This is a genomic window from Sphingobacterium sp. G1-14 (genome assembly GCF_002196555.1).
Classification (GTDB): domain Bacteria; phylum Bacteroidota; class Bacteroidia; order Sphingobacteriales; family Sphingobacteriaceae; genus Sphingobacterium; species Sphingobacterium siyangense.
In genome coordinates this window covers 20,246-44,757 of record NZ_CP021381.1, presented here as the reverse complement: position 1 = coordinate 44,757, position 24,512 = coordinate 20,246, and the positions used below count along the sequence as shown (strand labels likewise).

Below are 24,512 nucleotides of genomic sequence, written 5' to 3'. Positions count from 1 at the left end.
ATACCGATGCCATTAGGCTGCTCTTTTTAAAATAAGCCTATTTACCTAATCAGGCTTATTTAATAGACAAATAAAAATGCCCCTTAGAGCCATTGCTCTCAGGGGCATTATCTTTTCTAAAACGATCTAATTCTTATTTCTCCAGTCAAGTTAGAACGAATACCGCAATCCTAATTGGAATTGGTACGGATTCCCTGAAGGCGATACAATACCAGAGTTGTTCAATCTATAATTGAACTGTTGCTTAACAGGATCGAATGCAGGAATTTCGGGATTTCCATTTGCTGCCGCTGTTTTTGATACAGCATACAAGGATTGATTACCTAAAGATTCATTGACACCCCAGGTTTTCTTAAAGAGATTTGCAACATTGAATATGTCCGCTGAAAGCTCTAAAGCATGTGTTTTGTAAAGGTTGAATTTTTTAGCTATTCTTAAATCAATCAAACCGTAAAAGCTATTGATACCACCATTTCTTTCGGCCATCTTACCTTCGTACTTTTTAATATAATCTTTCAGACTTTGACTGGCTTCACCATTCGCCAACAACGCATTCATGGCATCTGCCAAAGCCTCTGGCGTATTTGGACTATTGGGATCGAAAATAAAGGCCAAGTCATTCGAATTGGATACAAAATCGCCATTGATATTACCTCCAGCAAGCAAGCTGTAGCGTGTTCCACCAATTCCCGAATAACGAACCCCTACACTGACACCATAAAATGTAGGTAGTGTACCATAAATAACAATTTTATTTCGGAATTGATTATTCGAATAACTCATCTTACTCAAATCTCTTGGATCATCTTTTACCGCCAGCGATAAGGTTGCTGTATTGGCAACATTGCCATTGTAGGACGTGTTATCTTTCGCATCGTTCCACGTGTAGCTTACAGAAATCGATCCATCTTTATAGTACTGATAACTTGCATCCAATACAACTGCAAACTGATTTACTTTTCCCTCAGAGTTCAGTTCTAACACGCGTCCAAACTTATTGGAAACCCTTCCCTGTTTCCAATCTGGAACACCATTGACAATAGCCGTTGCCGGTACGAATACCCCACGATTATCTTCATTCGCCAATCTAAAGAAGGGATCTTGAACCATATTACGATCAACATACATGTAGTTGTTGCGTCCTAGATTCATATATCCTGAAAGACTTGCTTTTAACTTTTCGGTAAAGAAATGCGTGTAAGATACATTGGCCTTGTACACCACTGGTATTTTCGCATCAGCTCCATAGGTGTTGATCGTTGGCACTTGAAATTGTGCCAGGGTTGGCGTTGTTGACGGATCTTGTCTGTACCCTACAAAATTAGGTGTAGGCACATCGTTACCACGAACATCTACTGTCGCAAAATGCTTCCCATCAAAAGTTAAATTATTGATGGTCATGTAATTATTAATATCAGATGCAAAGATACCTGCTCCTACACGGAAAAAATCTTTTCGTTCTTCATTCACATCCCAAGTCATCTGGAAACGAGGCTGTACAACAAAAGATTTCAACTTGTGATCTGTACGTACCCCCACTTCTTTCAGCAATTCTTCATTTAGAGGAGAGGTTGGATAATGACCATAATCCAATCGTAGTCCCGCAACCAAATCCAATCCTTTCGCCAATTTGGTCTGCAACTGTCCATACGCACCAGCATTAAATATCTTCCCGATCACAGTTGGATCAGCCACCAAAGGGACCTCCCGGTAAAATGCATAAGGTTTTAGGTTTGCAAAATTTTGCAATGCCGTATTGTTAGCATCGTCCCTAAAATGAAAACGTCCGTTGACTTCACTTCCGTAAATCGAATTTGCATGTGTATACATCAAATCCACACCAAAAGTATAATTGATATTATCTGTACTATAATAAAGGTTATTGACCAACTGTACGACATTATTCTTAAAGGACTCTTGTGCAAACCGGTGACCGCCTAATTGAATATTAGTCGACAAATTACTTCCGTCAATGGTAGACACCACATTCTCTACAATGGCACGGGGAATATTTTGACTAGGCAACATATCTCCAGGACTACTTTTTTGAAAAGTATAAAGATGTTGCAATTTCAGTTCATTGGTAAGCTTTGGGGAAATGGAAGTACGTAAAGTTGCTAAAAAGCTGTTATCAATATTCTTGTCATTTCCGTATGATTCATATAAATTGATGGCGGTATTATCCTCTAGGCCAAGCTTATTGAGGTCACTTGTAAAGTTATTCCGTATTGTCAATAAATTCTTTTCATTGATCTGCCAATCTATACGACCAAATATGGCATCAGAATTTCGTTTCTTATCGAAAGAACCATATTGTCTATCATTACTCAATCCATATTTTTCACGTCCTATACGGATATACTCATCTAGGGTCGATTGTGTAACATTGAAACGCTTTTCATCTGCTGGCGAATTGATATCTGCGATAATCAACGGGCGGGCATCGCGTTGATGATCCCAAGCTACAAAATAATGCAACTTGTCTTTAATGATGGGACCGCCTAATGTAAATCCATATTGATATGTAGAGAAATCGTTGCTTCGTTTGTTTCCTCTAATATCGTATGGGCTGGACAACCAATCTGCCCTTGAATAAAGCCATGCGCTTCCGTGCGTTTGATTTGTTCCTTGTTTGGTTACCGCACTGACTGTTCCTCCCCCTGCTCTTCCATAAGTCACATCATATTGGTTGGTGACCACTTTAAATTCACGAACGGCTTCTATCGAAATGGAAAACGGGGCACCACTACGACTGGTTGTTGAGCCTGCAGAAGTCGGGTTTTTGGCATTCATACCATCAATCGTAAAATTAGTAGAGGATCCCAACTGACCACCGATATTATCTCCCTTACTCAAAGGAGACAGGTCCATCAGCGAAGTAAAATTCCGACCGTTGACAGGCAATTTCGCAATATCCTTGGCTGTAACCGCTGTAGCAGCACCTAGATTTTCTATTTTATTCTTTAGGGTACTTATTCCTGTTAATTCAACCGTTTCTAATACATTTGAGGTATTTTGGATAGGAATCTTCAGGCGGACCATATCGCCTTGATTTAAATTAAATCCCGAACGCACTTGTTCGCCATAGCCTATATAAGTTACTTTGATCGTGTATGGGCCGCCTAAAGGCAACTCCTTAAAGTTGAAATCGCCATTTGCATTGGTCGAAGTCTTCGTTGTGAAACCCGTTGATTCATTACGTACTTCAATTGAAGCTCCGTGAACTCCTTTATCATTTTCGTCCGTAATCTTGCCGGAAAACCCAGCTTGGGTCGTTTGGGCGTACAAACCTGTTCCAAGCGCAATGGCACATGTTGTGAGTAAAAATTCTTTCATTTAGTTGTTGGTTGTGATAATGAAAGCAAAACTACACTGGAACTGTTAACAGGAGCTAAACGAAATATTATGAAATTATAAACAAAGCATTTTGAAATAAATATTAATAAAAATGAAAGCGATTTTGAAAAAACAGGGAAATATCGGAACATGCAACAAAAGCATTTTAAATAGGGATAGAAATAGACTGTATCTGCAAAAAGCCTGCATGATTCATAAACACCAACAGAAATGATCCGAACCAACGGTCTTCTTGCGAATAACATCACAAAAAAAAGTCAGCCGAAGCTGACTTGCTAATACAAAATTGTAAACTTAAAATCCAATGGATTAAAGTATTTGTAAAGATCCCTAAATAGGTTATCTCCATATTTGACATAGAGTAACGCAAAATTTTCAGACCTTTCCTGTAGTCCTCCGCCAGGAAAGAGCTTTTCCTTCACATTATCAATATCGGTTAAAGCATGTTGATGATTTCGCTTTTCGGCTTTCATCAGCTTTTTCTCCAAATTATTGATCGCTTTTTTTAACCGCGCTTTTACCGCTTCCGTACTAGGGCCTAAACTTGGATCTATTTTGTGGGTTCGTAACTTTATCTTACCAAAAATAGCGTTCAGCTCCATCCATTCGTCATTAAGATTCAGACGTTCTTTGGTATGACGTCGAACATATTCTTTTTTCAGCACTTCTGCTGGACGAAAGATACTCTTAAAGGTTAGATCAACGCGAAATAATTTAGCCGCAACGTTGTCCTCTGTTATCATCGCTGAATTGCGCGGTATCAAAATTGGAAAATCTACCTGATATTGGTCAAAGTTAGACTTCAATTGCATCCAGTAGACCATTTCGGCGCCACCACCAATATAAGCAAGATTGGGAAGTATAATTTCCTGATACATCGGACGCATAACCACATTTGGACTGAAACGCTCTGGATAATGATCAATCTCATGTTCAAGCTCAGCCTTCGTAAAATAAATATGCTGATGCAATACCTCGTATCGACCATCGGCAGCGAGCACCAAGCGCTCCCTAAAGTCATCCGTCAAATAAAAGAAATTAATCTCACGAGCATGCACTTGAGTAGAGAAACCATTTGATTCCAGCTCTTCCGATCGCGCTGTTATTGCCTTAAAGCTTTTTTCAGATAAGATATCCTCCTTAATAATTGGCTTGAACAGTTCCTTCAATTCCCGGTCATCCGCATCGACGATCAAAAGACCGTAAGACTTAAACAACTCATTGACCATATATCGCGTTGCATCTGCTAATCGATCATGGTTCAAATAGGCTTCTTCCACAATCCGTGTAAGTTTAGTCGAATTTTCGGAAAGCCCTAAAATATTTGTGTACTGCTTCACAGCATCAACGATTGTTGCTGTATCCATTCGCCCGGTAGCAGAAACTGCAGGCGTATCCCAACTAATTTTCTTACTGAAGACTTTCGTATGGTTGATTTCTTCAAAATCATGATCTTCGGTCGCCATCCAATATACAGGAACAAAATTTTTATCGGGGTGTTTGTTCTTCAAATCTTCGGACAAACGTATTGCCGTCATGATTTTAAAAATAAAATACAAAGGTCCGGTAAAAATATTGAGCTGATGTCCCGTCGTGATGGTATAAGAATTCTGGTCGAGCAACAGTTCTATATTGGCAGCTACAGCAGGAGAATCCTTTAATAGCTCGCCATATTGCTTTTTAAGACGCTCAACAAGAATCTCCCGGTGTTCAAATTTCTTCTTTTCGCTCAATTGCTTTTCAAAACCAGCCCAGGTAGGCCAGTTTCCTACAAAAGATTTTAAGGCTTCATCATGCGCCAAATAGGCCAATAAAGTCTTAGAGAAGCTATTTGTTTCACTATATTCAATATAAGTTGCCTTCATCTGCAAATTTTATTAATTATTCTCTATTCTTAATTGATAACGAAAATCCCCCAAAGCAAGCTGACATGGCAGTGTATCTTTTTCGCTAAATAGAACCTATTTTCAATTTTAATCAGAAGGATGATTCACCATGAAACGACAGGCTTTCTTGAATCTGATTTTAAACGGCTATAGATTGTTTAAAATGGGGATTGTACGTTTACAAATGTATCTAGTTTGCGTCGACAAAATAGTGAATTTTCACAAAAAGCTTGTCCCGCTTTTAAATTATATCATTTTATTGACAATTGTCTATAAACAAACGGGCCTCCTTTGAATAAAGGGGGCCCGTTTGTTTATATTATCATCTATAAGCTTTAAAACTTATTTCCTTACAATCTCACCATATAGATCGAAATCTTCAGCTCGGTCGATTTTTACCTGAACAAAATCACCAATACGCGCATAAGAATCTACAGCAGGAATCAAAACCTCATTGTCGACTTCTGGAGAATCGTATTCTGTGCGGCCGATAAAGTAATCGCCGTCTACGCGATCAACCAATACTTTATACGTATTGCCCACTTTGGACTGATTGATATCATACGAAATACCTTGCTGCACTTCCATGATAGCTTCCACACGCTCTTCTTTTACTTCCTGTGGCACATTATCCTCCAGCGAATGTGCGTGCGTCTTTTCCTCATGAGAATAGGTAAAACAGCCTAACCTGTCAAAACGGGTCTCTTCAACCCAATCCAACATCTCCTGGAAATCCTGTTCAGTTTCACCTGGATAACCACAAATTAATGTCGTACGCAAGGCGATATCTGGAACTTTGTCACGTATGGCGTTGACAAGATCGATCTGTTTCTGTTTTGTTGTACCTCTTCGCATAGACTTCAACATCGGATCAGATATATGTTGCAATGGCATATCCAAGTAATTACAGATATTTGAACGTTCGTTCATGGCGTCCAAAATATCCATTGGGAAACCCGAAGGATAGGCATACTGCAGTCTGATCCATTCGATACCATCAACATCTGACAAATGGCGCATTAAATCAGAAAGATTGCGCTTTCCATAGATATCTAAGCCATAATAGGTCAGGTCTTGTGCAATCAGAATCAATTCTTTCGTGCCGTTCGACGCGAGAAATTTTGCTTCTTTCACAAGATCATCAATAGATTTGGAAACGTGTTTACCACGCATCAAGGGAATTGCACAAAAAGAGCAGGGACGGTTACATCCTTCGGCAATCTTAAAGTAAGAAAAATGCGAGGGTGTTGTCAATAAGCGTTCGCCCAACAATTCATGCCGATAATCAGCACCAATGGATGACAACAGATCCGGCAAATCATTCGTACCGAAAAAGGCATCAACATTGGGGATTTCAGACTGTAGCTCTGGCTTATATCGTTCAGAAAGACAACCTGTAACGATCACTTTATTGATTTTACCCTGATCTTTTAGATCCGAATATTGTAAGATCGCATCAATAGATTCCTGCTTGGCATTATCAATAAAACCGCAGGTATTGATGACGACAATATCATTCGCCTGTATATTGGATGCTTCATGCACGACTTCCATCTGATTGCCCTTTAACTGGCCCATCAGGACTTCACTATCGTGAATATTTTTCGAACAGCCCAAGGTCACCACATTGACACGTGGTTTATTGATCAAAGGCGCTGGTTTCGCGTATTTTGTCTTCATATGATTAGAAGGTAGACTCTATTTGAAAAGGGAGTCCACAAATTCCTTTTTGTTAAACAACTGAAGATCACCTATTTTCTCTCCTACACCAATGTATTTCACCGGGATCTTAAATTGATCAGATATACCAATAACCACCCCACCCTTAGCCGTTCCATCGAGTTTAGTCAATGCTAAGGCATTCACATCCGTTGCCTGCGTAAACTGCGTACATTGCTCAATGGCATTTTGCCCTGTCGATGCATCCAAAACCAACAAGATTTCATGTGGTGCACAAGGAACAACCTTCTGCATCACATTTTTGATCTTCGTGAGCTCATTCATGAGGCCAACCTTATTGTGCAAACGGCCTGCGGTATCAATGATACACACATCTTCACCATTTGCCACTGCCGATTTCACGGTATCATAGGCCACTGAAGCAGGATCCGAGCCCATTGCCTGAGCGACAACACGCACGCCAACACGCTCACCCCATAATTTAAGTTGATCAACAGCAGCTGCCCGAAAGGTATCTGCTGCTCCCAATACAACTTTGCTTCCAGCTTGTTTCAACTGATGAGCCAGCTTGCCAATGGTCGTTGTTTTGCCAACCCCATTAACACCTACAACCATAATAACGTATGGTTTATGATCGCCATAATTGAAATTCTCGAAATCAGCACTATTGTTCTCTGCCAGTAGCGTTTGAATTTCCTCTTTCAGGAGATTGTTCAGTTCAGAAGTAGAAACGTACTTATCGCGGGCAACACGGGCTTGTATGCGATCAATGATTTTTAAGGTAGTTGTAACCCCAACATCAGAAGTAACCAAAACTTCTTCCAGATTATCCAGCACATCGTCATCTACTGTTGACTTACCAACGACAGCTTTTGTAATCTTGGAAAGAAAGCCTTCTTTTGTTTTTTCCAAACCTTTATCTAAGGCCTGTTCTTCTTCTTGTGTTTGTGGCTTTTTCTTAAAAAAATCAAATAATCCCATGGAGTGTAGTAGTGAAAATTGATGTTCAAATATAAACAAATGTCCTCAACAAAAAAAGCCCTTTCGGTAGGATACCAAAACGGCTATTTTTATCGAATTCTTTTTAAAGAAAAACTTTAAAAAAGGAAAATGCTACTAGTTATTTTTGAGCTGCTGCAACTACGTCTTTCACTTTATCGTTGTGAACCATACCTTCTTTGAAAGTATACGCGCCAGTTTTTGCAGATTTAGTAGTAATAATAACCTTTGTAAATTCTTTACCGCCACCTTTTTGTAACGATGCAACTGCTTTCTTTGCCATGGTATATTAATATTTTACTTAGCTTCTCTTTCAAGGGCCAAGATGTGTGACTTACTTAATTTCTTTATGAACAGTAACTTTTCTCAATACTGGGTTGAATTTTTTCAATTCCAAACGCTCAGTTGTGTTCTTTTTGTTTTTAGTAGTGATGTAACGAGACATTCCCGGAAGACCACTTTCTTTGTGTTCAGTACATTCTAAGATAACTTGTACTCTATTTCCTTTTTTAGCCATTGTTTTACTTTATTTTGATCCTATTATAGGATTGAAATTCATGAATAATCTTAATGTAACAGGCGCGACAATCAATTAGATTGACCCTTTAACGATAAATTTATTGATCGCTGCTGTAATCCCGTTCTTGTTGATAGTCTTGATAGCAGAAGTAGATACTTTTAACGTAATCCAACGATCTTCTTCTGGAATGTAAAAACGTTTCGTTTGTAAATTTGGATAGAATTTACGTTTAGTTTTAACGTTTGAGTGAGAAACGTTATTTCCTGTTAACGCCGCTTTGCCTGTTAAATCACAAATTCTTGACATGATATTATTTTTTTGTTGTCTTTATTACAATATGTTAATCCTTTGCACTCTCTGCAAAGAGTTTGCAAATATCTATATTTTTTTTTGGATAAGCAACAAGATAATTGGAATTATTTTTAAAAATAGTTCTACACAGGAATGGTAAGGGCAAAAATAAAGGATTTTATTGTATTATATTTGCTCTGTAAAGAAAAATAGTTTTCAACAATTCACATTTATGAACAAATATCTTCGCAAGGGCTTAAGGGAAATAATCATCGGTGTCGTGCTTGTAATCTTGGGATATTATCTGATGGAACAGCGCTCCAACTGGTATAAACTCGCTATGCTTGTCGGAGTTATTGCATTTAGTATCGGTATCCTGACTTTAATCTATCGCATGATTCGTAAGGTAGACCGAAATGCCATTATTGAGATGCGTGAAGAATCGCATAAAAAAGATAAAGAAGGAGATGCTGAACAAAACTAGGGGTATAGTATTAAAAACAACCAACTATTCGGAAAGTAGCCTCGTGGCGCAGCTCTACACCGAACAGTTTGGCATGCAATCCTATCTCATTACTGGCGCAAGGAAGCCTAAAGCAAAGATCAAGGCCAATATCCTTCAACCCTTACATTTATTGGAAATTGTCGCTACACATAAAGATAATGGTTCATTACAGCGGATCTCCGAAGCTCGTCAAGTCCCTGTTCTGCAAGAAATTCCTTATGATATTGTCAAAAGCTCGCTCGCTCTTTTTCTGAATGAAATACTCTATAAAATTCTGAAGGAACAAGAAACTGACCATTATCTTTTTGAATTCATCCACCAATCTATCCGTTGGCTGGATGAAACGCATTTAAATCTGGCCAATTTTCATCTTGTTTTTTTAATCAAGCTAACCCGTTTTCTCGGGTTTTATCCGGCTGAATCTAAGCAGGCCCACCCCTATTTTAATCTTCATGAAGCGACCTTCTCAAATAGCCTTCCTGAACATCCGCTTGTATTACAGGAACCACATACGTCTATTTTCAGAAATTTAATCGAATCCGAATATTCGAATTGCGACCGCATCAAAATGAGCAGTTCTGATCGACAATTCCTATTGGAAAAAGTGCTCGACTTCTATCGTCTGCACCGCACAAATTTTAAAGAAATAAAATCGCTCTATATACTCGAAGAAATTTTTAGATAATTAAGCCCAAGTTTCCTATTCAAAAGATCCAACAGGCGCTCTTTGGATAACAGGAAATAAATATCCCTTCTGAAATGCTCAACCAGCCTAAACAAAATAACCAGCAATTAGCTACTTGGTAACCATCTAATTGTCTCTAATAATTGTTCTCTCAGATAAATTCTTGGTACATTTATTGTAACAAAATTGAAATAACATTTGGTTTACTAACATCATTTTCACCTAAAAAAGTATTAAAGATATGGAACTTAAAGAAAACTTTTTAAAGGTTGTTCGAGACAACTATGCCAACTTTGAAGGAAGAGCCCGCCGAAAGGAATATTGGATGTTTTTCCTTGCAAATCTTATCATTAGCGCAGTATTTGGAATACTGGGACAAATTGCAAGCTTATTTACGTATGTCTCAGGCTTAGTAAGTTTAGCTTTACTAATTCCAGGGATAGCCGTTACGGTCCGAAGATTACATGACACCAATAAATCAGGCTGGTTTATATTAGTCGCCTTGATTCCATTTATTGGTTGGATCTATCTGCTTTACTTATTGGTATTGGAAGGTGACAAGGCTTCAAATCAATATGGTCCAGACCCCAAGGCTATTGAAAACGGTTCAAATCATCCCTTTAATCAAAGCCAAGATCCTTTTGGTTCTTCTCGTCCACAGGACCCATTCGGAAGTTCGCAACCCTCGAATCCTGCGCCACCTGCACCCGATAAAGATCCCTTTGCTTAAGGCTAACCCATATAAAAAGCCCTTTCACAATCTTGTGGAAGGGCTTTTTGTTTAAATTCTATTTTTGATCTTTCCCGATCAACTAACGAAAATTCACCGCCCCAAGAATTGATAGCGGCGTGACCCTTTAAAGTCTAACTAGAACTAATATCTATTCTTTTTCTTTTGTTGCCCGGGAGCAAAATCACGAGCAGACTGCTCTCCGTAGTATTTTTTAGCCTGACCTGGCGGCATTTTTTTCGGACCTCGGCCATGGCTGTGGCCATGATGAGTGGAATAACATGCCGACATGGAAACCGCTATTACGACAGAAAGAACCAATAATAAAGTGCGTTTCATCTTAATCTCCATATTTTAAACACTTCATTACAATTATCAGTCCAAAATGTTTAACCGACCATAACGACCGCCCCCGCACCTACTCTTTGGAATTTCCAATGCTAAAGGATAATATCAATCCTGGCTCATGAAATACAACTGCATAAAAAAGCCCATGCTGTTCGCATAGGCCTTTTCACAATAAATATATCTTCAATCTAATTAGATAACTCTTACATTTACCGCATTAAGACCTTTACGGCCTTGTTCAACTTCGTAAGATACATTGTCATTCTCACGAACTTTGTCTACTAATCCCGAAACGTGAACAAAAATTTCGCTCTCGCCTGAGTTAGGGATGATGAAACCGAAACCTTTGGTCTCATTAAAGAATTTTACTTTACCTTCTTGCATGGCACTATATTATTAATTTCCCTAAAGGTATAGAAATAAAATCAAAAATCTTAACCTTTTTATTTTTTTTATCCGTTAAACTTTTTCATCAACTTTGGCTCCAATCTTGTAGCAAAGCGATAATAGCAATCGTATTATTATAAAAACTTTAAGACAAAAAACATGAAAAAAATACTTTTAGGACTTGCATTTTTAGGTTTGATGACTCAATTAAACGCTCAACAAATGGTTAATAAAGAATTTGTATCCACGGTAGGCCGTGCCGAAGAGGAAGTAACTCCCGATATCATCTACATCGATGTAACACTGAAAGAGTTTTATGAGAATGGTAACACCAAGAAAAAAGCTGCAATAGACAAATTAGAAAAGGATCTGTTTGATTCGGCAACAAAAGCTGGTGTTAAAAAAGAGGATTTTACCATCCAAAATATCTGGAGTTATAACGTCCCGGACAAAAAGAAAAAAGATACAGATATTCTACTTTCGAGACAATACCGTATCAAGGTAACCAACTTAAATAATCTGGATCAATTACTAGATGGAGTCGACAAAGCTGGTATCCAAAGCACTTATATCAGTGAATATGACTATTCGAAGAAAAAAGAACTGGAAAAAAGTTTAAAAACCAAAGCTGTATTGGATGCCAAAGCTAATGCACAGATTCTAGCAGAAGCAGCAGGTCAAAAAATTGGCAAAGCTATCGTATTATCTGAAACACCGCAACAAATTATATTTGGCGTTCAACCGATGATGCGTAACGCCATGTATAAAGGCGCCATGGCCGAAGCTGCAGATAGTGCTGCTGGCAATGGGCTTGATTTAAATATCAGACCGATGAAAGTAACGAGTGAGATCAGCGCTTCGTTCGAGTTATTGTAATCATGCATAGAGAAAAAACTCCAGCAGATAAATTAAAACAAATTGACCAAGATTTCGGTTGGATCGACCGAATATCTTGGTTAATGGATAATCAGTTTAAAATCGGAGGATTTCGGTTTGGGTTAGATCCGCTGTTAAACCTTATTCCCCTAGGAGGAGCAATAGCGGGTTTTGGAACATCACTAGTCTTAGTCATAGCCATGTGGCGTAATGGCGCCAGCCCCAAGCTCGTCATACGCATGCTCCTCAATATTTCCCTGGATGCAATTCTTGGGAGCATTCCTTTCCTCGGAAACCTGCTCGATTTTTTTAGCAAAGCCAACGAAAAGAATATCAAATTACTGAGACAACATTATTATGAAGGAAAACATACGGGTTCAGGTATCGGCATCGTCATCAGTATCCTGATTGTCTTTTTCCTCCTCATCGCTGTTACATTGTATCTTATCTGGACATTATTCTCCTGGGCTTTTTCGCTGCTGAATGGTATCTAAAACCAACAATTCCTGTCATTCTCTCGCTAAAATGGAATCCTTGGTATTTCTGGGAAAACAATGACCTATATCTAATATCTATTTAATAATTTTGATGTCGATAGTCATCCCGTTATGACATTCAAAACTTAATCTCGAATTTAAAATGAGTAAAAAAAGAATATTTGCACTGATTTTGATCGTCGTCATGCTGGCTGCAATTTTGACTAACCCCAGCAAAGAGGAACATGAAAAAATTGTCCGTGCGAAAGCCGAACAATTATTAAAAAATCAGCTTCATGCCAAAGATAAAGAGTTTTTTGGCTTGGGAATGCAGCTCTTCGGAAATGACATTGTCGATAAATTTATCCAAAGTTCCGTTGTGGTAGACAACTACTATTTGTTTTCCTTGACAAAAATAAAATGGCAGGGCACCGAACAGATCATAGGCGGAGGAGCTTTTAAACACATCTGGCTGAGCCCAAAAATTGATGAAAAAGCAGACGAAATTATTGCTGCATTGAAAAAGATCTAACATGCCTTTAGAAATACTTTACGAAGACGAATCTATCGTTGCAATCAATAAACCGCATGGACTATTGGTACACCGATCTTCTATCGCACGCGATGCTTCAGAGTTTGCGCTACAGCTCCTTCGGGACCAACTAGGAAAAACAGTTTATCCTGCACATCGTTTAGACCGGAAGACCGGAGGCATACTGCTATTTTCATTAAATAAGGAGACCGACCAATATTTACAAAAAAGTTTTCAGGAGCGTAAGGTCGACAAAAAATACCTCGCCGTCCTCAGAGGTTTCGCGCCAGCAGAAGGTCTGATTGATTATCCTTTAAAAAGGGACGATGGTACGGTTCAGGAAGCGCAAACATCTTTTCGTTTACTTGCTCAAAGCGAGCTGGCCGTTACCTTCGGGAAATTTCCGACGTCACGATACAGTCTCGTCGAAGCCAATCCAATTACAGGTCGTATGCATCAGTTACGCCGCCATTTCGCTCATATCTTCCATCCAATTATCGGCGATCGCCCGCACGGATGCAACAAACAAAACAAGTTCTGGAAAGAAACGTACCAAATGGATACCATGCTATTGCATGCCTCGGAGCTGACCTTTAAACATCCTTTATCGGGCGAAGACGTTCATATCAAAGCGCTCCTACAACCCGATTTCATCAGGGTATTGGAAATATTAAACCTCAATGAAGTATGTTAAAATTGATTCTCGAAGCTTTCATAAGCATATCCGGTATCACCGCAGCTTCTGGTATTGTCTATCAGGATAGTCAGATCCATATCGTTTCTGACAATAGCAATTACATCTACAGCTATCATATCGCAGACCAAAAGTTGTCTAAAACCGTACTACTGCGCTCTGATCCGATGGAAAACATGGCTAAAGCAGCTAAAATGGATTTGGAATCGATTACTTTCGATGGAAGCCACTATTACCTTTACGGCTCTGGTTCTACCCCAAACAGAAACAATCGTTTTATTTGGGACGGCAAAACAGTCCTTCAGGAAGACTACAGTAAAATCTATTCTTCCTTAATGGAAAAATTCAGTATTTCCAAAGAAGACTTCAATATTGAAGGCGTTGTTCATTTAAAAGATAAGATCTTATTTTTTAACCGGGGAAATGGTCCTAAAGGCACAAATGCCATTTTAGAGTATCACCCGCTTTCTCCCGGCCTGTCCCGATTTATCCCGATTGAACTACCCAAGCTAAATGGCATCTCGACAGGCTTCTCAGATGCGACCCTGGTTGGAAATGAAATCTATTTTATCGCTACCGCGGAAGACGCAAAATCGACCTATCTGGATGGAGAAATCGGAGGCTCCCTTCTTGGAAAAATACCGTCAGATCTTTCTGGCAAACCCGAGACATTCGAAATTCCTGAAAAGCATAAATTTGAAGGAATCACGTTAAAAGAGAAGACAGCCCAAGGCCTTGTTTTCCTGCTGTGTGAGGATACCGATAGCGAAGATGATCATATGACCATCTATTCGCTCCAGGTAAGCAATTAAATCGATTGTTCTAAAATGGATTCACAGTGAGGAATCACGTATATTTTATTAAATTTGTAGCTGATTAAAACTTAATTTTTATGTTAAAAAATACTGCCCTTTCGGAGACGCACATTGCTTTAGGAGCAAAAATGGTTCCCTTTGCAGGCTTCAACATGCCCGTACAATACACAGGCATCAATGATGAGCACGAAACAGTTCGCACAGGTGTAGGAGTTTTTGATGTAAGCCACATGGGTGAATTCATCCTAAAAGGTGAAAAAGCCTTGGATCTACTTCAAAAAATATCTTCCAATGATGTGTCAAAATTATACGATGGCAAAGTTCAATATGCTTATATCCCCAATGAAACTGGCGGTGTAGTTGATGACTTCCTAACATACCGTATAGACGATAAGACATATTTTTTGGTTGTGAATGCGTCAAATATTGAGAAAGACTGGAACTGGATCTCCAAGTACAATACAGATGGTGTGGAGATGAAGAATATCTCTGATCAAACCTCTTTATTTGCGGTACAGGGTCCTAAGGCTGCTGATGCACTTCAATCGCTTACAGATATCGAATTAGCTCCAATGGAATACTATACCTTTGCAAAAGGTACATTTGCGGGTGTAGAAAATGTATTGGTTTCTGCAACAGGATATACTGGCGCTGGAGGTTTTGAAATATATGTAGCCAATGAAGATGCCCAAAAAGTATGGGATGCTATTTTTGAAGCAGGTAAAGCTTATGGAATCAAACCAATTGGTTTAGGTGCCCGTGATACTTTACGTCTAGAAATGGGTTTCTGCCTGTACGGAAATGATATCGACGATAATACATCCCCCTTAGAAGGCGGTTTGGGCTGGGTAACGAAGTTTACAAAAGACTTTGTGAATTCTGCGGCGCTTAAAGCGGAAAAAGAAGCTGGTCTAAAGAAAAAGCTTGTTGGTTTCGAAATGATTGACAGAGGCATTCCTCGTCATGATTACGAAATCGTTGATGCTGATGGAAATGTAATTGGACGTGTTACTTCGGGAACGCAATCACCAACATTGAAAAAATCAATCGGTTTGGGTTATGTGGATACAGCTTTTTCAAAAGACGGCACCGAGATCTTTATTCTGATCCGCAATCAAAAAATAAAAGCAAAAGTAACAAAACCACCATTTGTGAAGTAATAAAAAAAGCCTGCTTAAAGCAGGCTTTTTTTATTACTTCTTCTTTTGTTTTGTAGTAGGTTGCTGTTTACCGCTTTCTTTTTGTTGAATAAGCGATCGAACTCGTTTACTTAAAACAACGCGGAGGTAGATCAAAACCACCAAAAAGGCGATGGATAATCCCGTTACCAACATGTTGCCGGCCTTATACCCTTCGAAACCACTGTAAACTAAAAATACAATAGCCAAACTCAACACGATGTTTAGAAAAAAATACTTTAACATATTACTTTTTTATTAATCCCAATACCCGTTGTCTCCATCCTCCAAAGAAATAGAATGCTCCCCCAACAATGTTTAATAAAACGATCGTCAAAGCCATCAGCATCCTTTCTGTGTTAGAAATTGTCCTCGAAAGCATGATTTCCCGTAGAACCAATATCACCCATAGGAGAGACAATAAAATGGAAAGGCTACCTAATATAGGGAATATACCAAGGTTAAATAATCGAGCTAAAATAGCTACGCTATAAAAAGCAAGACTAAACAAGAAAGCTTGCTTAGTCTGATGCTCCAAATTCTTCATCTTAATAAACGTCTAACTCTGGATCGATTTCCTCTTTCCAAGCTAAAATTCCGCCTTTTAAGTTTGCAAGATTGTCAAAACCCTGTTGTTCCAATAACATAATCGCCTGTGCAGAACGTTTTCCAGAACGGCATTGTACGATAACAGGTTTATCTTTCGAAATCTTATCCGCTTCGATCAATATACCTGAAAGTGGAATATTCAATCCATTTAAATTTGATACTTCATACTCAAAGGATTCACGAACGTCTATCAACTGAAAATCTTCGTTGTTATCGATTTTATTCTTTAATTCTTGTACAGATACTTCTTTCATTTTCAAACTATTTAATATTCAAATATACTACATTTTTTCCGAAAGTGTTCGCTTTCATAGATGCTCAAAATCAGCCATTGTTAATGAGAATAGCATAAAATATACCTCAATTTTTAGTGTATTAACGGCGTTAGAAATGCCAGACGGGATTTCCCTATCTTCGCATCATTTTGTCTGCATCATTTTAGGATTTTTTTTCATGCACAATTCGCTTGTAGAATTTTCCTTATCTTCACCGAGACTTTACTAAGCTTTATATGAATTCAATACCTAAAATTATACTGTCCATATCTTTACTAGCACTCTCGGCAGTAACTTATGGACAGCAAGTCATTTCCGCTCAGGAACGCCAAGATGTGAGCCGTATACTCAATACCTTAGCCGCCGACGATATGCGTGGGAGATCTGCTTTGACAAAAGACATCGAACCTGCTGCAGATTTTATCGCTGCTGAAATGAAGAGAATAGGCCTGACCCCCTACGCAGAACAAAGTTATAGGCAAACATTCCAATTGGATAAAATCTCTCCGGTAAGCAAATCCGCAACCATCAATAAGCAGGTTATTGCAGCTGACCATATTATTTCACTTGGAAACCATGTGGATTTACAGTGGGATAATCAAAGTAGCCTTAACATCGTCGAAATAAAATCGGGCGATGATTTTGCGAAAGTATTTAGAGAACATTCACTGGCCAAAGAAAATACACTGGTCTTGGTAGATCCTTCCTTTGAAAGCTATTTTGTACGTTTTGGTAAAATGCTCAACGCACCAAAATTTATAGAGGAATCCACCAAACAAAAACCATCGATTGTCTACCTTTTGACAGCGGAAAAGCCCAAAACATTTCAAATTCATATTGAACGGAAACTTCAAAATTTCCCCTTGTTTAATGTGGCGGGAATTATTCCTGGCAAAAGTAAACCCAACGAATACGTCATCTTTTCGGGACATTACGATCATATTGGCATTCTTCCGGCAGTAGGCCAAGATTCTATTGCCAACGGAGCCGATGATGATGCCTCGGGCGTAACAGCGATGTTGACCCTGGCAGATTACTACAAAAAACAGAATAAAAATGAAAGGACCCTTATTTTTGTCGCCTTTACCGCAGAAGAGCTTGGCATGTATGGCTCAAAATATTTTTCCAACCATATCAATGCGGACCAGGTAGTCGCGATGATCAATATGGAAATGATCGGAAAAGACTCAAAATTCGGTCCCAATACGGTATATATCACGGGATATGATCAATCCAATCTTGGCGAATTGATGCAGGAGAATCTGAAAAATACAACCTTCAAATTCTACCCAGATCCTTATACCAAACAAAATCTGTTTTATCGAAGCGACAATGCAGTATTAGCGGCCAAGGGAGTTCCGGCACATTCGTTCTCAACCTCTCAAATGGACAAGGATGAATACTACCACACCGTAAAAGATGAGGTATCTACACTAAACGTTCAGAACATTATTTCCAGTATAGAAGCGATCGCGATAGGTACCTCGGGAATTGTAGAAGGTAGACAAACACCTTCCCGTGTCGAAAAACTAAAAGATTAAGAAACAGCTGAAGCTTTGACTTCCTTTTGCATAACATAGTCGTTTAGCACATAATCATAATAAGGAATATCAATAGTTTCAATGACCTCAAAGCCCTGCTTTAAATAGAAATGGTAAGCAGGGTTATTTCTATTTACATTTAGTTCAAGAATACCTTTACCTTTTAGTCGTGTTTTTTGTGAAGCGAAGTCTATCAGTGCCTTTCCGAAACCTTTTCCTTGAACGTTAGGCATCAAGTAGAGCTTTTCAATACGGACGCGATCTTCAAGAGTTCTCAAGGCAATAAATCCTTGTGCTACCCCTTCTTCTTTCAAAACATAGAAAAATTGGCCATTAACCATGCTTTCCGCTAATCCTTCTACGGTATAGCTTTTTTCCAGCATAAAGTCAATTTGGTCCTGTGAAAGTATCTCTCCATAAGTAACTGGCCAAATAATATGCGCCATATTGGAAATGCTTCTGATATCGCTTTGTTCTGCCAATTCTATTGTTATCATGCGATCTTTTCTCCTATTAATATGTATTTTACATGGGAAAATTTAAGGGCAAATAGGCCGTCTTTTTCCATTTCGTATTCGTTGTCACCAATTTTAATCAAGCCTTCGTGCGTATTTTTTTCATCAGCATCAAGTCCCTCAATTCGGATCCTTTCCCCTGCCGGCTTCCATTTGGTGAATCCTGTTGTCACAAAACAATAGCGAACCCCATTCGTGATAAGGACAACATTAATCTGCTCAAGATAGGGCTCGTAATACGCCACATCAAGCTGATCGGTCAAGATATTCACCGCTTTATAATGATGTGCTATAAGGTATTCAATAGCCGTCCTTAGAAAAACATTATTATAGGAAATTACCTTCAGATTCTCCTGTGACGCGTTAATGGTATTTTTTGTAAAAACAATATCGAACTTATACCCTCGTGCATCCAGTAAATCCATTGTTCCTTCTTCGATTACAATGGTTGGGCTCCATTCCAGTAGCTGGCCCAAATCCTCTTCATCAATAAGGAAAAGATCTTCAATCAGTAATGCGGGTTCCTGATTTTCGCGGACAATATGATGAGATGACATATATAATTTAATATCCGAGCCTACGTAACGTGATATAAGCCATCAATCCCGTACTGATCTCCAACGAGCTTTCGTCCACATCAAAGGTAGGCGTATGAACAGCTGAAGAGATCCCTCGCGCCGCATTGCCTGTACCCAAACGATAGAAACAAGCATTAATTTCTTGCGAATAATAGGAAAAATCCTCCGCGGCAGGCCATAGATCTAAGTCTACAACATTTTCCTTACCAAGATATTCTTCTGCAAAAGTGCGTGCATTTTTAGTCAATTGAGGTTCGTTTATTAAAAAAGGATATCCCTTACGGACCTCAAATTCACAAATTGCACCCATACTTTCAGCAATGCCGACAGCAATTTTCACCATTCTTTCATGCGCCTCAGCACGCCACTCCTCGTCAAATGTGCGAAATGTACCTTCCAGATATACCTGATCAGGAATAATATTTGTCGCTCCATTGGCAATAATCTTTCCAAAAGATAAAACCGTTGGGGTACGTGGGTCTGCAAATCGACTAGCGATCTGTTGCAAAGCGGTAATGATCTGTGCTGTAATAACAATTGGATCAATATTTTGGTGCGGATGTGCACCATGCCCGCCCCTGCCTTTGACTGTCATAAACAGTTCATCGCAGGAAGCCATATATTTTCCCTCACGGAAACCAACCTTGCCTACCTCAATAAAGGGCATCACATGCTGACCTATTATGGCTGAGGGGGCAGGATTCTGCAAAGCGCCCTCTTTGATCATTAAGGAAGCTCCTCCTGGCAAGCGCTCTTCGCCAGGCTGGAAGATCAATTTGATCGTTCCTCCAAATTCGGCTTTTAGGCTATTCAATATTTTAGCTGTCCCCAAAAGTGAGGAGGTATGTACATCATGGCCACAGGCATGCATCACTCCTGGGGTGTTGGAACCATATGAACGCCCCTCCACTTCTTGAATTGGTAAAGCATCCATATCTGCGCGCAACGCGATAACTTCATCTGAGGGTAGGTCACCTTTGATTAAAGCGACAATCCCCGTATCAGCTTTAGCCTCATAAGGAATTCCCAATTCATCCAATTGCTTTTTTACAAATGCCGAGGTATTGTATTCTTCGAAGGAAAGTTCAGGATTCTGATGAAGATGTCTACGGTTGGAAACCGTATCTTCAAAATATTGATGAGCTAAGGCCAGGACTTTTTCTTTCGTACTTGCCATAAGGTTGATTGATTTATTGATATACAAAAACGTTCTCTGAAAAAACAAAGACGTTGCTAAAATATTGACGTAACTCGCGCATGAAGGCATTTGCTTCAGAGCGACTTCTAAAATCACCTACCTTGACGCGATAATTGGGTTCATCATAGGTGATATAAGTATCAATATCTTTATACATACTTCGGAAACGTGTCTGCTCCGAAAAGGCCTGATTCCGATTCGATCCAGCAAAGATCTGTACACGGAATCCCCTTACTTTGACCCGCGTCGCCGCTGAGCGGACAACGGGTTTAGCAGGAACTACTGTCGCTTTGCTTTCGACAGGATTGATCCCCATAGCTGCCCTGAAATTTTGAAGCTGTGTAATCAATGAATCTTTGGTTACAATTACTCCACCTTTTTCTTGTGCGTTTACCTGAACTAGCGCAAACAACACAAGTGCATGTATGAAAATCAATCCTCTCTTCAGCATAGTTTAACCTTTCTTATCGATTAGTTATTTGCGCCGTGGCAATTTTTATATTTTTTTCCTGAACCACAAGGACATTCGTCATTGCGTCCAACAGTATTCTCGTTACGAACAGGTTCTTTTGGACCTTCATTCACATCCTCCTCACTCACACCTGTAGGCGAAGCCAATTCAGCTTTCGTTTCAATCGTTTTTACTGGAGCCTGCTGTACTTGTCTCGCTTGCATAGAAGTCGGTTCTTGACCAGGGATCTCTCCTTTGAAAATAAAGCTAACGACATCCTTATTCATTGAAGCCAACATCGATTTAAACAAATCAAATGCCTCCATTTTATAAATGATAATCGGATCCTTTTGTTCATAAACAGCATTTTGAACGGATTGTTTCAAATCATCCATTTCACGCAAGTGCTCTTTCCAAGCCTCGTCGATTAATGCTAATACGATTCCTTTTTCAAAAGATTTGAAAACTTCTTTACCGTTGCTTTCGATCGCTTTTTTCAAATTCGCAGAAACTTGAATGCCACGGATACCATCCGTAAATGGAATAACGACATTTTCGACGATTTGACCTCTTTCCGCATACACATTATTCAATACAGGAACTGTCAAAGCGCCAACGGCTTCAATTTTATGGTGGTAAGCATTAATTGCATGCTCAAATAGACGATCGGTCAAGCCTTCAATTTTGCCTTGCGCAAATTCTTCCGCAGTAATTTCTGGTGTAATCGCAAAAATACGGATTACTTCGATTTGGAAATCTTCATAGTTACCTTGCTCTTTTGCTTCAACGACAATTTCTTCGGCTACATCAAAAATCATGTTGTTCAAATCCACATCCAAACGTTCTCCAAACAAAGCGTTTTTACGCTTCGAATAGATTACAGTACGTTGTGAATTCATGACATCATCGTATTCCAATAGACGTTTACGAATACCAAAGTTATTCTCCTCCACTTTACGTTGTGCACGTTCGATGGATTTAGTCAACATACTATGTTGCATCACTTCACCTTCTTCAACACCCATTTTCACCATGATGTTAGAGATTCGCTCTGAGGCAAATAAACGCATCAAGTTATCTTCCAAAGAAACGAAGAATTGCGAAGAACCCGGGTCTCCCTGACGACCTGCACGACCACGTAACTGACGGTCAACACGACGAGATTCGTGTCTTTCGGTACCGATAATTGCAAGACCGCCAGCATTTTTAACTTCTTCGGTCAATTTAATATCCGTACCACGACCAGCCATGTTGGTCGCGATGGTTACTTGTCCTGGGCGTCCAGCTTCAGCTACGATATCAGCTTCTTTTTGGTGTAACTTCGCATTTAATACATTATGTTTGATCTTACGCAATTGAAGCATACGGCTCAATAACTCCGAAATTTCAACCGATGTCGTACCAACCAATACTGGACGTCCCGCATCTGTCAATCGTTGAATTTCTTCAGCTACTGCATTGTATTTTTCACGTGCCGTACGATAAATCAGATCTTGACGGTCATCGCGTTGTGCAACACGATTCGTCGGAATTTCGACCACATCAAGTTTGTAAATTTCCCAAAGCTCACCGGCCTCCGTCGACGCTGTACCTGTCATACCCGAAAGCTTATGGTACATACGGAAGTAATTTTGCAGTGTAATCGTTGCGTAAGTTTGTGTTGCATCTTCTACTTTCACATTCTCCTTTGCTTCGATCGCCTGGTGTAAACCATCGGAGTAACGGCGGCCGTCCATGATACGACCTGTTTGCTCATCAACAATTTTCACTTTACCTTCATCAACGATATATTCAACATCATTTTCAAACAAGGTATATGCTTTTAACAGCTGGTTAATCGAGTGAATACGCTCTGCTTTAATTGAATAGTCGCGCAGCATGTCTTCTTTCTGAGCTGCCTTTTCTTCCAAAGTCAAAGAAGACTTTTCAATTTCGGCAATCTCAGTACCAACATCCGGTAAAATAAAGAATGAAGGATCTTCACCTGTTGCTGTAATCAACTCGATACCTTTTTCTGTCAATTCTACTTGATTATTCTTTTCATCAATCACAAAATAAAGTTCTGCATCTACTTTAGGCATATTTTTATTTTGCTCTTGCATATAGTAGTTTTCTACTTTTTGTAAGATAGAACGATTAGCACCTTCACTTAAGAACTTGATTAATGCTTTATTTTTAGGTAAACCTCTATAAGCTCTTAACAATGCTAAACCTCCGCCTTCAACATCAGAATCTCCTGCCGCCAACGCTTTTTTAGCATCATTCAAGACTGTATTGATGTAAGCTTTCTGTACATGTACCAAACGTTCGATACGCGGTTTTAATTGGTAGAATTCGTGTTGATCGCCACGAGGAATCGGACCTGAGATAATTAATGGTGTACGCGCATCATCAATCAATACAGAGTCAACCTCATCGACCATGGCAAAGTGTAATTTTCCTTGCACCAATGCGTCTGGAGTCTGAACCATATTATCACGTAGATAATCGAAGCCAAACTCATTATTCGTACCATATACGATATCCGATTGATAAGCTTTACGACGTTGCGGGGAATTTGGTTGATGTTTATCGATACAGTCAACAGATAGTCCGTGGAACTCAAATAACGGTGCATTCCACTCCGAGTCACGACGAGCAAGGTAATCATTCACCGTTACGATGTGTACTCCTTGACCAGAAAGAGCATTTAGATAGGTCGGTAATGTTCCTACCAACGTTTTACCCTCACCTGTTGCCATCTCGGCAATTTTACCGCTGTGCAATACAATACCACCGATTAACTGGACATCATAGTGTACCATGTTCCAAGTGACCTCAGTACCTGCAGCCATCCATTTGTTTTTCCAAATCGCCTTATCACCATTGATGATAACGTTTGATTTGTAAACAGCCAATTCTCTGTCAAAATCGTTGGCAGTAACTTCTAATTCTTCGTTTTCTGTCAAACGTCTTGAAGTCTCTTTTACCACGGCAAATGCCTCCGGTAAAATATCCTTCAATACCTCTTCCAACTTCTTGTCACGGTCTTTGGACAATTTGTCCACTTGCTCGTAAATAGAAGTTTTCTTTGCCATATCGTCCTCGTCTTGATCCGCTTCTTTTTTAAGCGTATCAATTTCTTGGTCAATATCTGCTAGGTAATTTTTAATTCTTTCTTTGAAATCAACGGTCTTGGCACGTAACTCGTCATTGGTTAGATTTGAAAGCTTCTCATATTCAGCTTTGATTTGGTCTACCACAGGCTGAATTCCCTTGATATCTCTCTCGGATTTACTTCCAAATAATTTACTTAAAAACTTTAACATAATTTTTTTTCTATCTCAACTTAAGATTTTGTACAATAATGACTCCAAAGTAAAATTGCAGACAATTTGACACTAATC

The 24,512-nt window shown here is 39.3% G+C and carries 27 protein-coding genes; 10 read left to right on the top strand and 17 right to left on the bottom strand.

Translation table 11 applies throughout. The annotated features are described in order from the left end of the window. Nucleotides 1–150: 150 nt before the first annotated feature. The 7 genes from CBM24_RS00255 to rpmB all read right to left on the bottom strand — a co-directional run bounded on the left by CBM24_RS00255 (nt 151) and on the right by rpmB (nt 8,748). Entirely contained in the window at nt 151–3,336 is a 3,186-nt protein-coding gene (locus tag CBM24_RS00255; RefSeq protein ID WP_088159773.1) for a TonB-dependent receptor, read from the bottom strand. A 296-nt stretch (nt 3,337–3,632) separates the two neighbouring features. Continuing rightward, the gene (bshC, locus tag CBM24_RS00250; protein ID WP_088159772.1) at nt 3,633–5,222 is read right to left on the bottom strand and encodes a bacillithiol biosynthesis cysteine-adding enzyme BshC; all 1,590 of its coding nucleotides are present in this window, start codon (nt 5,220–5,222) and stop codon (nt 3,633–3,635) included. 363 nt (nt 5,223–5,585) lie between these two features. Beyond that, entirely contained in the window at nt 5,586–6,923 is a 1,338-nt protein-coding gene (rimO, locus tag CBM24_RS00240) for a 30S ribosomal protein S12 methylthiotransferase RimO (RefSeq protein WP_088159771.1), read from the bottom strand. Between the two features lie 18 nt (nt 6,924–6,941). After that, on the bottom strand, nt 6,942–7,904 hold the full coding sequence (ftsY, locus tag CBM24_RS00235; RefSeq protein WP_088159770.1) for a signal recognition particle-docking protein FtsY: 963 nt from the start codon (nt 7,902–7,904) through the stop codon (nt 6,942–6,944). 139 nt (nt 7,905–8,043) lie between these two features. Beyond that, nucleotides 8,044–8,205: a DUF4295 domain-containing protein gene (locus CBM24_RS00230; RefSeq protein WP_070562566.1), complete on the bottom strand. Its 162-nt coding sequence runs from the start codon at nt 8,203–8,205 to the stop codon at nt 8,044–8,046. Between the two features lie 51 nt (nt 8,206–8,256). Beyond that, nucleotides 8,257–8,439 (bottom strand): 50S ribosomal protein L33, encoded by a 183-nt coding sequence (gene rpmG / locus CBM24_RS00225; RefSeq protein ID WP_002998409.1) that lies wholly within the window; start codon nt 8,437–8,439, stop codon nt 8,257–8,259. A 75-nt stretch (nt 8,440–8,514) separates the two neighbouring features. Next, the gene (gene rpmB, locus CBM24_RS00220) at nt 8,515–8,748 is read right to left on the bottom strand and encodes a 50S ribosomal protein L28 (protein WP_046672597.1); all 234 of its coding nucleotides are present in this window, start codon (nt 8,746–8,748) and stop codon (nt 8,515–8,517) included. 217 nt (nt 8,749–8,965) lie between these two features. On the opposite strand from rpmB, the gene CBM24_RS00215 reads away from it, so the two are divergent. From CBM24_RS00215 to CBM24_RS00205, 3 genes are all read left to right on the top strand, one after another. Next, a complete protein-coding gene (locus CBM24_RS00215) occupies nt 8,966–9,217 on the top strand; it encodes a signal peptidase (RefSeq protein ID WP_088159769.1) in 252 nt (83 codons plus the stop codon). Beyond that, nucleotides 9,201–9,923: a DNA repair protein RecO gene (gene recO, locus CBM24_RS00210; protein ID WP_088159768.1), complete on the top strand. Its 723-nt coding sequence runs from the start codon at nt 9,201–9,203 to the stop codon at nt 9,921–9,923. The genes CBM24_RS00215 and recO overlap by 17 nt, the downstream gene beginning before the upstream one ends. A gap of 241 nt (nt 9,924–10,164) precedes the next feature. Then, nucleotides 10,165–10,653, top strand: coding sequence for a DUF805 domain-containing protein (locus tag CBM24_RS00205; protein ID WP_088159767.1), 489 nt, complete (start codon nt 10,165–10,167; stop codon nt 10,651–10,653). 144 nt (nt 10,654–10,797) lie between these two features. On the opposite strand, the gene CBM24_RS00200 is transcribed toward CBM24_RS00205, so the two are convergent. Both CBM24_RS00200 and CBM24_RS00195 read right to left on the bottom strand, forming a co-directional pair. Beyond that, entirely contained in the window at nt 10,798–10,992 is a 195-nt protein-coding gene (locus CBM24_RS00200) for a quinol oxidase subunit 4 (protein WP_088163406.1), read from the bottom strand. 201 nt (nt 10,993–11,193) lie between these two features. Beyond that, nucleotides 11,194–11,385 carry a cold-shock protein gene (locus tag CBM24_RS00195; protein ID WP_046672593.1) on the bottom strand — a complete coding sequence of 64 codons (192 nt, stop codon included), beginning with the start codon at nt 11,383–11,385 and terminating at the stop codon, nt 11,194–11,196. A 162-nt stretch (nt 11,386–11,547) separates the two neighbouring features. Between CBM24_RS00195 and CBM24_RS00190 the strand changes: the two genes are divergently transcribed. From CBM24_RS00190 to gcvT, 6 genes are all read left to right on the top strand, one after another. Beyond that, a complete protein-coding gene (locus CBM24_RS00190; protein ID WP_075990460.1) occupies nt 11,548–12,264 on the top strand; it encodes an SIMPL domain-containing protein in 717 nt (238 codons plus the stop codon). Between the two features lie 2 nt (nt 12,265–12,266). Then, the gene (locus CBM24_RS00185) at nt 12,267–12,758 is read left to right on the top strand and encodes a DUF4112 domain-containing protein (RefSeq protein WP_075990459.1); all 492 of its coding nucleotides are present in this window, start codon (nt 12,267–12,269) and stop codon (nt 12,756–12,758) included. A gap of 145 nt (nt 12,759–12,903) precedes the next feature. Continuing rightward, entirely contained in the window at nt 12,904–13,272 is a 369-nt protein-coding gene (locus CBM24_RS00180) for a DUF4359 domain-containing protein (protein WP_088159766.1), read from the top strand. Nucleotide 13,273: 1 nt separating this feature from the next. Continuing rightward, complete coding sequence (locus CBM24_RS00175; protein ID WP_088159765.1) at nt 13,274–13,966, top strand: pseudouridine synthase; 693 nt, start codon at nt 13,274–13,276, stop codon at nt 13,964–13,966. After that, a complete protein-coding gene (locus tag CBM24_RS00170) occupies nt 13,960–14,778 on the top strand; it encodes a DUF6929 family protein (protein ID WP_088159764.1) in 819 nt (272 codons plus the stop codon). Before CBM24_RS00175 ends, CBM24_RS00170 begins: the two co-directional genes overlap by 7 nt. An 80-nt stretch (nt 14,779–14,858) precedes the next feature. Then, the gene (gcvT, locus tag CBM24_RS00165) at nt 14,859–15,941 is read left to right on the top strand and encodes a glycine cleavage system aminomethyltransferase GcvT (RefSeq protein ID WP_075990455.1); all 1,083 of its coding nucleotides are present in this window, start codon (nt 14,859–14,861) and stop codon (nt 15,939–15,941) included. A gap of 33 nt (nt 15,942–15,974) precedes the next feature. Here the strand turns inward: gcvT and CBM24_RS00160 are convergent, their stop codons facing one another. From CBM24_RS00160 to CBM24_RS00150, 3 genes are read right to left on the bottom strand one after another with little or no spacing between them, the layout of a single operon-like run. Then, nucleotides 15,975–16,205: a DUF6358 family protein gene (locus CBM24_RS00160; RefSeq protein WP_046672586.1), complete on the bottom strand. Its 231-nt coding sequence runs from the start codon at nt 16,203–16,205 to the stop codon at nt 15,975–15,977. Between the two features lies 1 nt (nt 16,206). Then, a complete protein-coding gene (locus CBM24_RS00155) occupies nt 16,207–16,506 on the bottom strand; it encodes a hypothetical protein (RefSeq protein WP_046672585.1) in 300 nt (99 codons plus the stop codon). Between the two features lies 1 nt (nt 16,507). Further along, nucleotides 16,508–16,822, bottom strand: a complete 315-nt coding sequence (locus CBM24_RS00150) for a rhodanese-like domain-containing protein (protein WP_088159763.1) — start codon at nt 16,820–16,822, stop codon at nt 16,508–16,510. Nucleotides 16,823–17,079: 257 nt separating this feature from the next. On the opposite strand from CBM24_RS00150, the gene CBM24_RS00145 reads away from it, so the two are divergent. After that, on the top strand, nt 17,080–18,384 hold the full coding sequence (locus CBM24_RS00145) for a M20/M25/M40 family metallo-hydrolase (protein WP_088159762.1): 1,305 nt from the start codon (nt 17,080–17,082) through the stop codon (nt 18,382–18,384). Here the strand turns inward: CBM24_RS00145 and CBM24_RS00140 are convergent. From CBM24_RS00140 to secA, 5 genes are read right to left on the bottom strand one after another with little or no spacing between them, the layout of a single operon-like run. Further along, nucleotides 18,381–18,881: a GNAT family N-acetyltransferase gene (locus CBM24_RS00140; protein ID WP_088159761.1), complete on the bottom strand. Its 501-nt coding sequence runs from the start codon at nt 18,879–18,881 to the stop codon at nt 18,381–18,383. The two genes, CBM24_RS00145 and CBM24_RS00140, sit on opposite strands and share 4 nt — an antisense overlap. Continuing rightward, complete coding sequence (locus CBM24_RS00135; protein WP_088159760.1) at nt 18,878–19,456, bottom strand: thiamine diphosphokinase; 579 nt, start codon at nt 19,454–19,456, stop codon at nt 18,878–18,880. Before CBM24_RS00135 ends, CBM24_RS00140 begins: the two co-directional genes overlap by 4 nt. 7 nt (nt 19,457–19,463) lie before the next feature. Then, entirely contained in the window at nt 19,464–20,654 is a 1,191-nt protein-coding gene (locus tag CBM24_RS00130) for a M20 family metallopeptidase (protein WP_088163405.1), read from the bottom strand. Nucleotides 20,655–20,667: 13 nt separating this feature from the next. Beyond that, nucleotides 20,668–21,126, bottom strand: coding sequence for an SPOR domain-containing protein (locus CBM24_RS00125; RefSeq protein WP_088159759.1), 459 nt, complete (start codon nt 21,124–21,126; stop codon nt 20,668–20,670). Nucleotides 21,127–21,146: 20 nt separating this feature from the next. Further along, complete coding sequence (gene secA / locus CBM24_RS00120; RefSeq protein WP_088159758.1) at nt 21,147–24,434, bottom strand: preprotein translocase subunit SecA; 3,288 nt, start codon at nt 24,432–24,434, stop codon at nt 21,147–21,149. Nucleotides 24,435–24,512 lie beyond the last annotated feature (78 nt).

Coding starts and splice junctions, on each gene's coding strand:
- CBM24_RS00255 (WP_088159773.1), bottom strand. CDS start 3,336: ATGAAAGAATTTTTACTCACAACATGTGCCATTGCGCTTGGAACAGGT.
- bshC (WP_088159772.1), bottom strand. CDS start 5,222: ATGAAGGCAACTTATATTGAATATAGTGAAACAAATAGCTTCTCTAAG.
- rimO (WP_088159771.1), bottom strand. CDS start 6,923: ATGAAGACAAAATACGCGAAACCAGCGCCTTTGATCAATAAACCACGT.
- ftsY (WP_088159770.1), bottom strand. CDS start 7,904: ATGGGATTATTTGATTTTTTTAAGAAAAAGCCACAAACACAAGAAGAA.
- CBM24_RS00230 (WP_070562566.1), bottom strand. CDS start 8,205: ATGGCAAAGAAAGCAGTTGCATCGTTACAAAAAGGTGGCGGTAAAGAA.
- rpmG (WP_002998409.1), bottom strand. CDS start 8,439: ATGGCTAAAAAAGGAAATAGAGTACAAGTTATCTTAGAATGTACTGAA.
- rpmB (WP_046672597.1), bottom strand. CDS start 8,748: ATGTCAAGAATTTGTGATTTAACAGGCAAAGCGGCGTTAACAGGAAAT.
- CBM24_RS00215 (WP_088159769.1), top strand. CDS start 8,966: ATGAACAAATATCTTCGCAAGGGCTTAAGGGAAATAATCATCGGTGTC.
- recO (WP_088159768.1), top strand. CDS start 9,201: ATGCTGAACAAAACTAGGGGTATAGTATTAAAAACAACCAACTATTCG.
- CBM24_RS00205 (WP_088159767.1), top strand. CDS start 10,165: ATGGAACTTAAAGAAAACTTTTTAAAGGTTGTTCGAGACAACTATGCC.
- CBM24_RS00200 (WP_088163406.1), bottom strand. CDS start 10,992: ATGAAACGCACTTTATTATTGGTTCTTTCTGTCGTAATAGCGGTTTCC.
- CBM24_RS00195 (WP_046672593.1), bottom strand. CDS start 11,385: ATGCAAGAAGGTAAAGTAAAATTCTTTAATGAGACCAAAGGTTTCGGT.
- CBM24_RS00190 (WP_075990460.1), top strand. CDS start 11,548: ATGAAAAAAATACTTTTAGGACTTGCATTTTTAGGTTTGATGACTCAA.
- CBM24_RS00185 (WP_075990459.1), top strand. CDS start 12,267: ATGCATAGAGAAAAAACTCCAGCAGATAAATTAAAACAAATTGACCAA.
- CBM24_RS00180 (WP_088159766.1), top strand. CDS start 12,904: ATGAGTAAAAAAAGAATATTTGCACTGATTTTGATCGTCGTCATGCTG.
- CBM24_RS00175 (WP_088159765.1), top strand. CDS start 13,274: ATGCCTTTAGAAATACTTTACGAAGACGAATCTATCGTTGCAATCAAT.
- CBM24_RS00170 (WP_088159764.1), top strand. CDS start 13,960: ATGTTAAAATTGATTCTCGAAGCTTTCATAAGCATATCCGGTATCACC.
- gcvT (WP_075990455.1), top strand. CDS start 14,859: ATGTTAAAAAATACTGCCCTTTCGGAGACGCACATTGCTTTAGGAGCA.
- CBM24_RS00160 (WP_046672586.1), bottom strand. CDS start 16,205: ATGTTAAAGTATTTTTTTCTAAACATCGTGTTGAGTTTGGCTATTGTA.
- CBM24_RS00155 (WP_046672585.1), bottom strand. CDS start 16,506: ATGAAGAATTTGGAGCATCAGACTAAGCAAGCTTTCTTGTTTAGTCTT.
- CBM24_RS00150 (WP_088159763.1), bottom strand. CDS start 16,822: ATGAAAGAAGTATCTGTACAAGAATTAAAGAATAAAATCGATAACAAC.
- CBM24_RS00145 (WP_088159762.1), top strand. CDS start 17,080: ATGAATTCAATACCTAAAATTATACTGTCCATATCTTTACTAGCACTC.
- CBM24_RS00140 (WP_088159761.1), bottom strand. CDS start 18,881: ATGATAACAATAGAATTGGCAGAACAAAGCGATATCAGAAGCATTTCC.
- CBM24_RS00135 (WP_088159760.1), bottom strand. CDS start 19,456: ATGTCATCTCATCATATTGTCCGCGAAAATCAGGAACCCGCATTACTG.
- CBM24_RS00130 (WP_088163405.1), bottom strand. CDS start 20,654: ATGGCAAGTACGAAAGAAAAAGTCCTGGCCTTAGCTCATCAATATTTT.
- CBM24_RS00125 (WP_088159759.1), bottom strand. CDS start 21,126: ATGCTGAAGAGAGGATTGATTTTCATACATGCACTTGTGTTGTTTGCG.
- secA (WP_088159758.1), bottom strand. CDS start 24,434: ATGTTAAAGTTTTTAAGTAAATTATTTGGAAGTAAATCCGAGAGAGAT.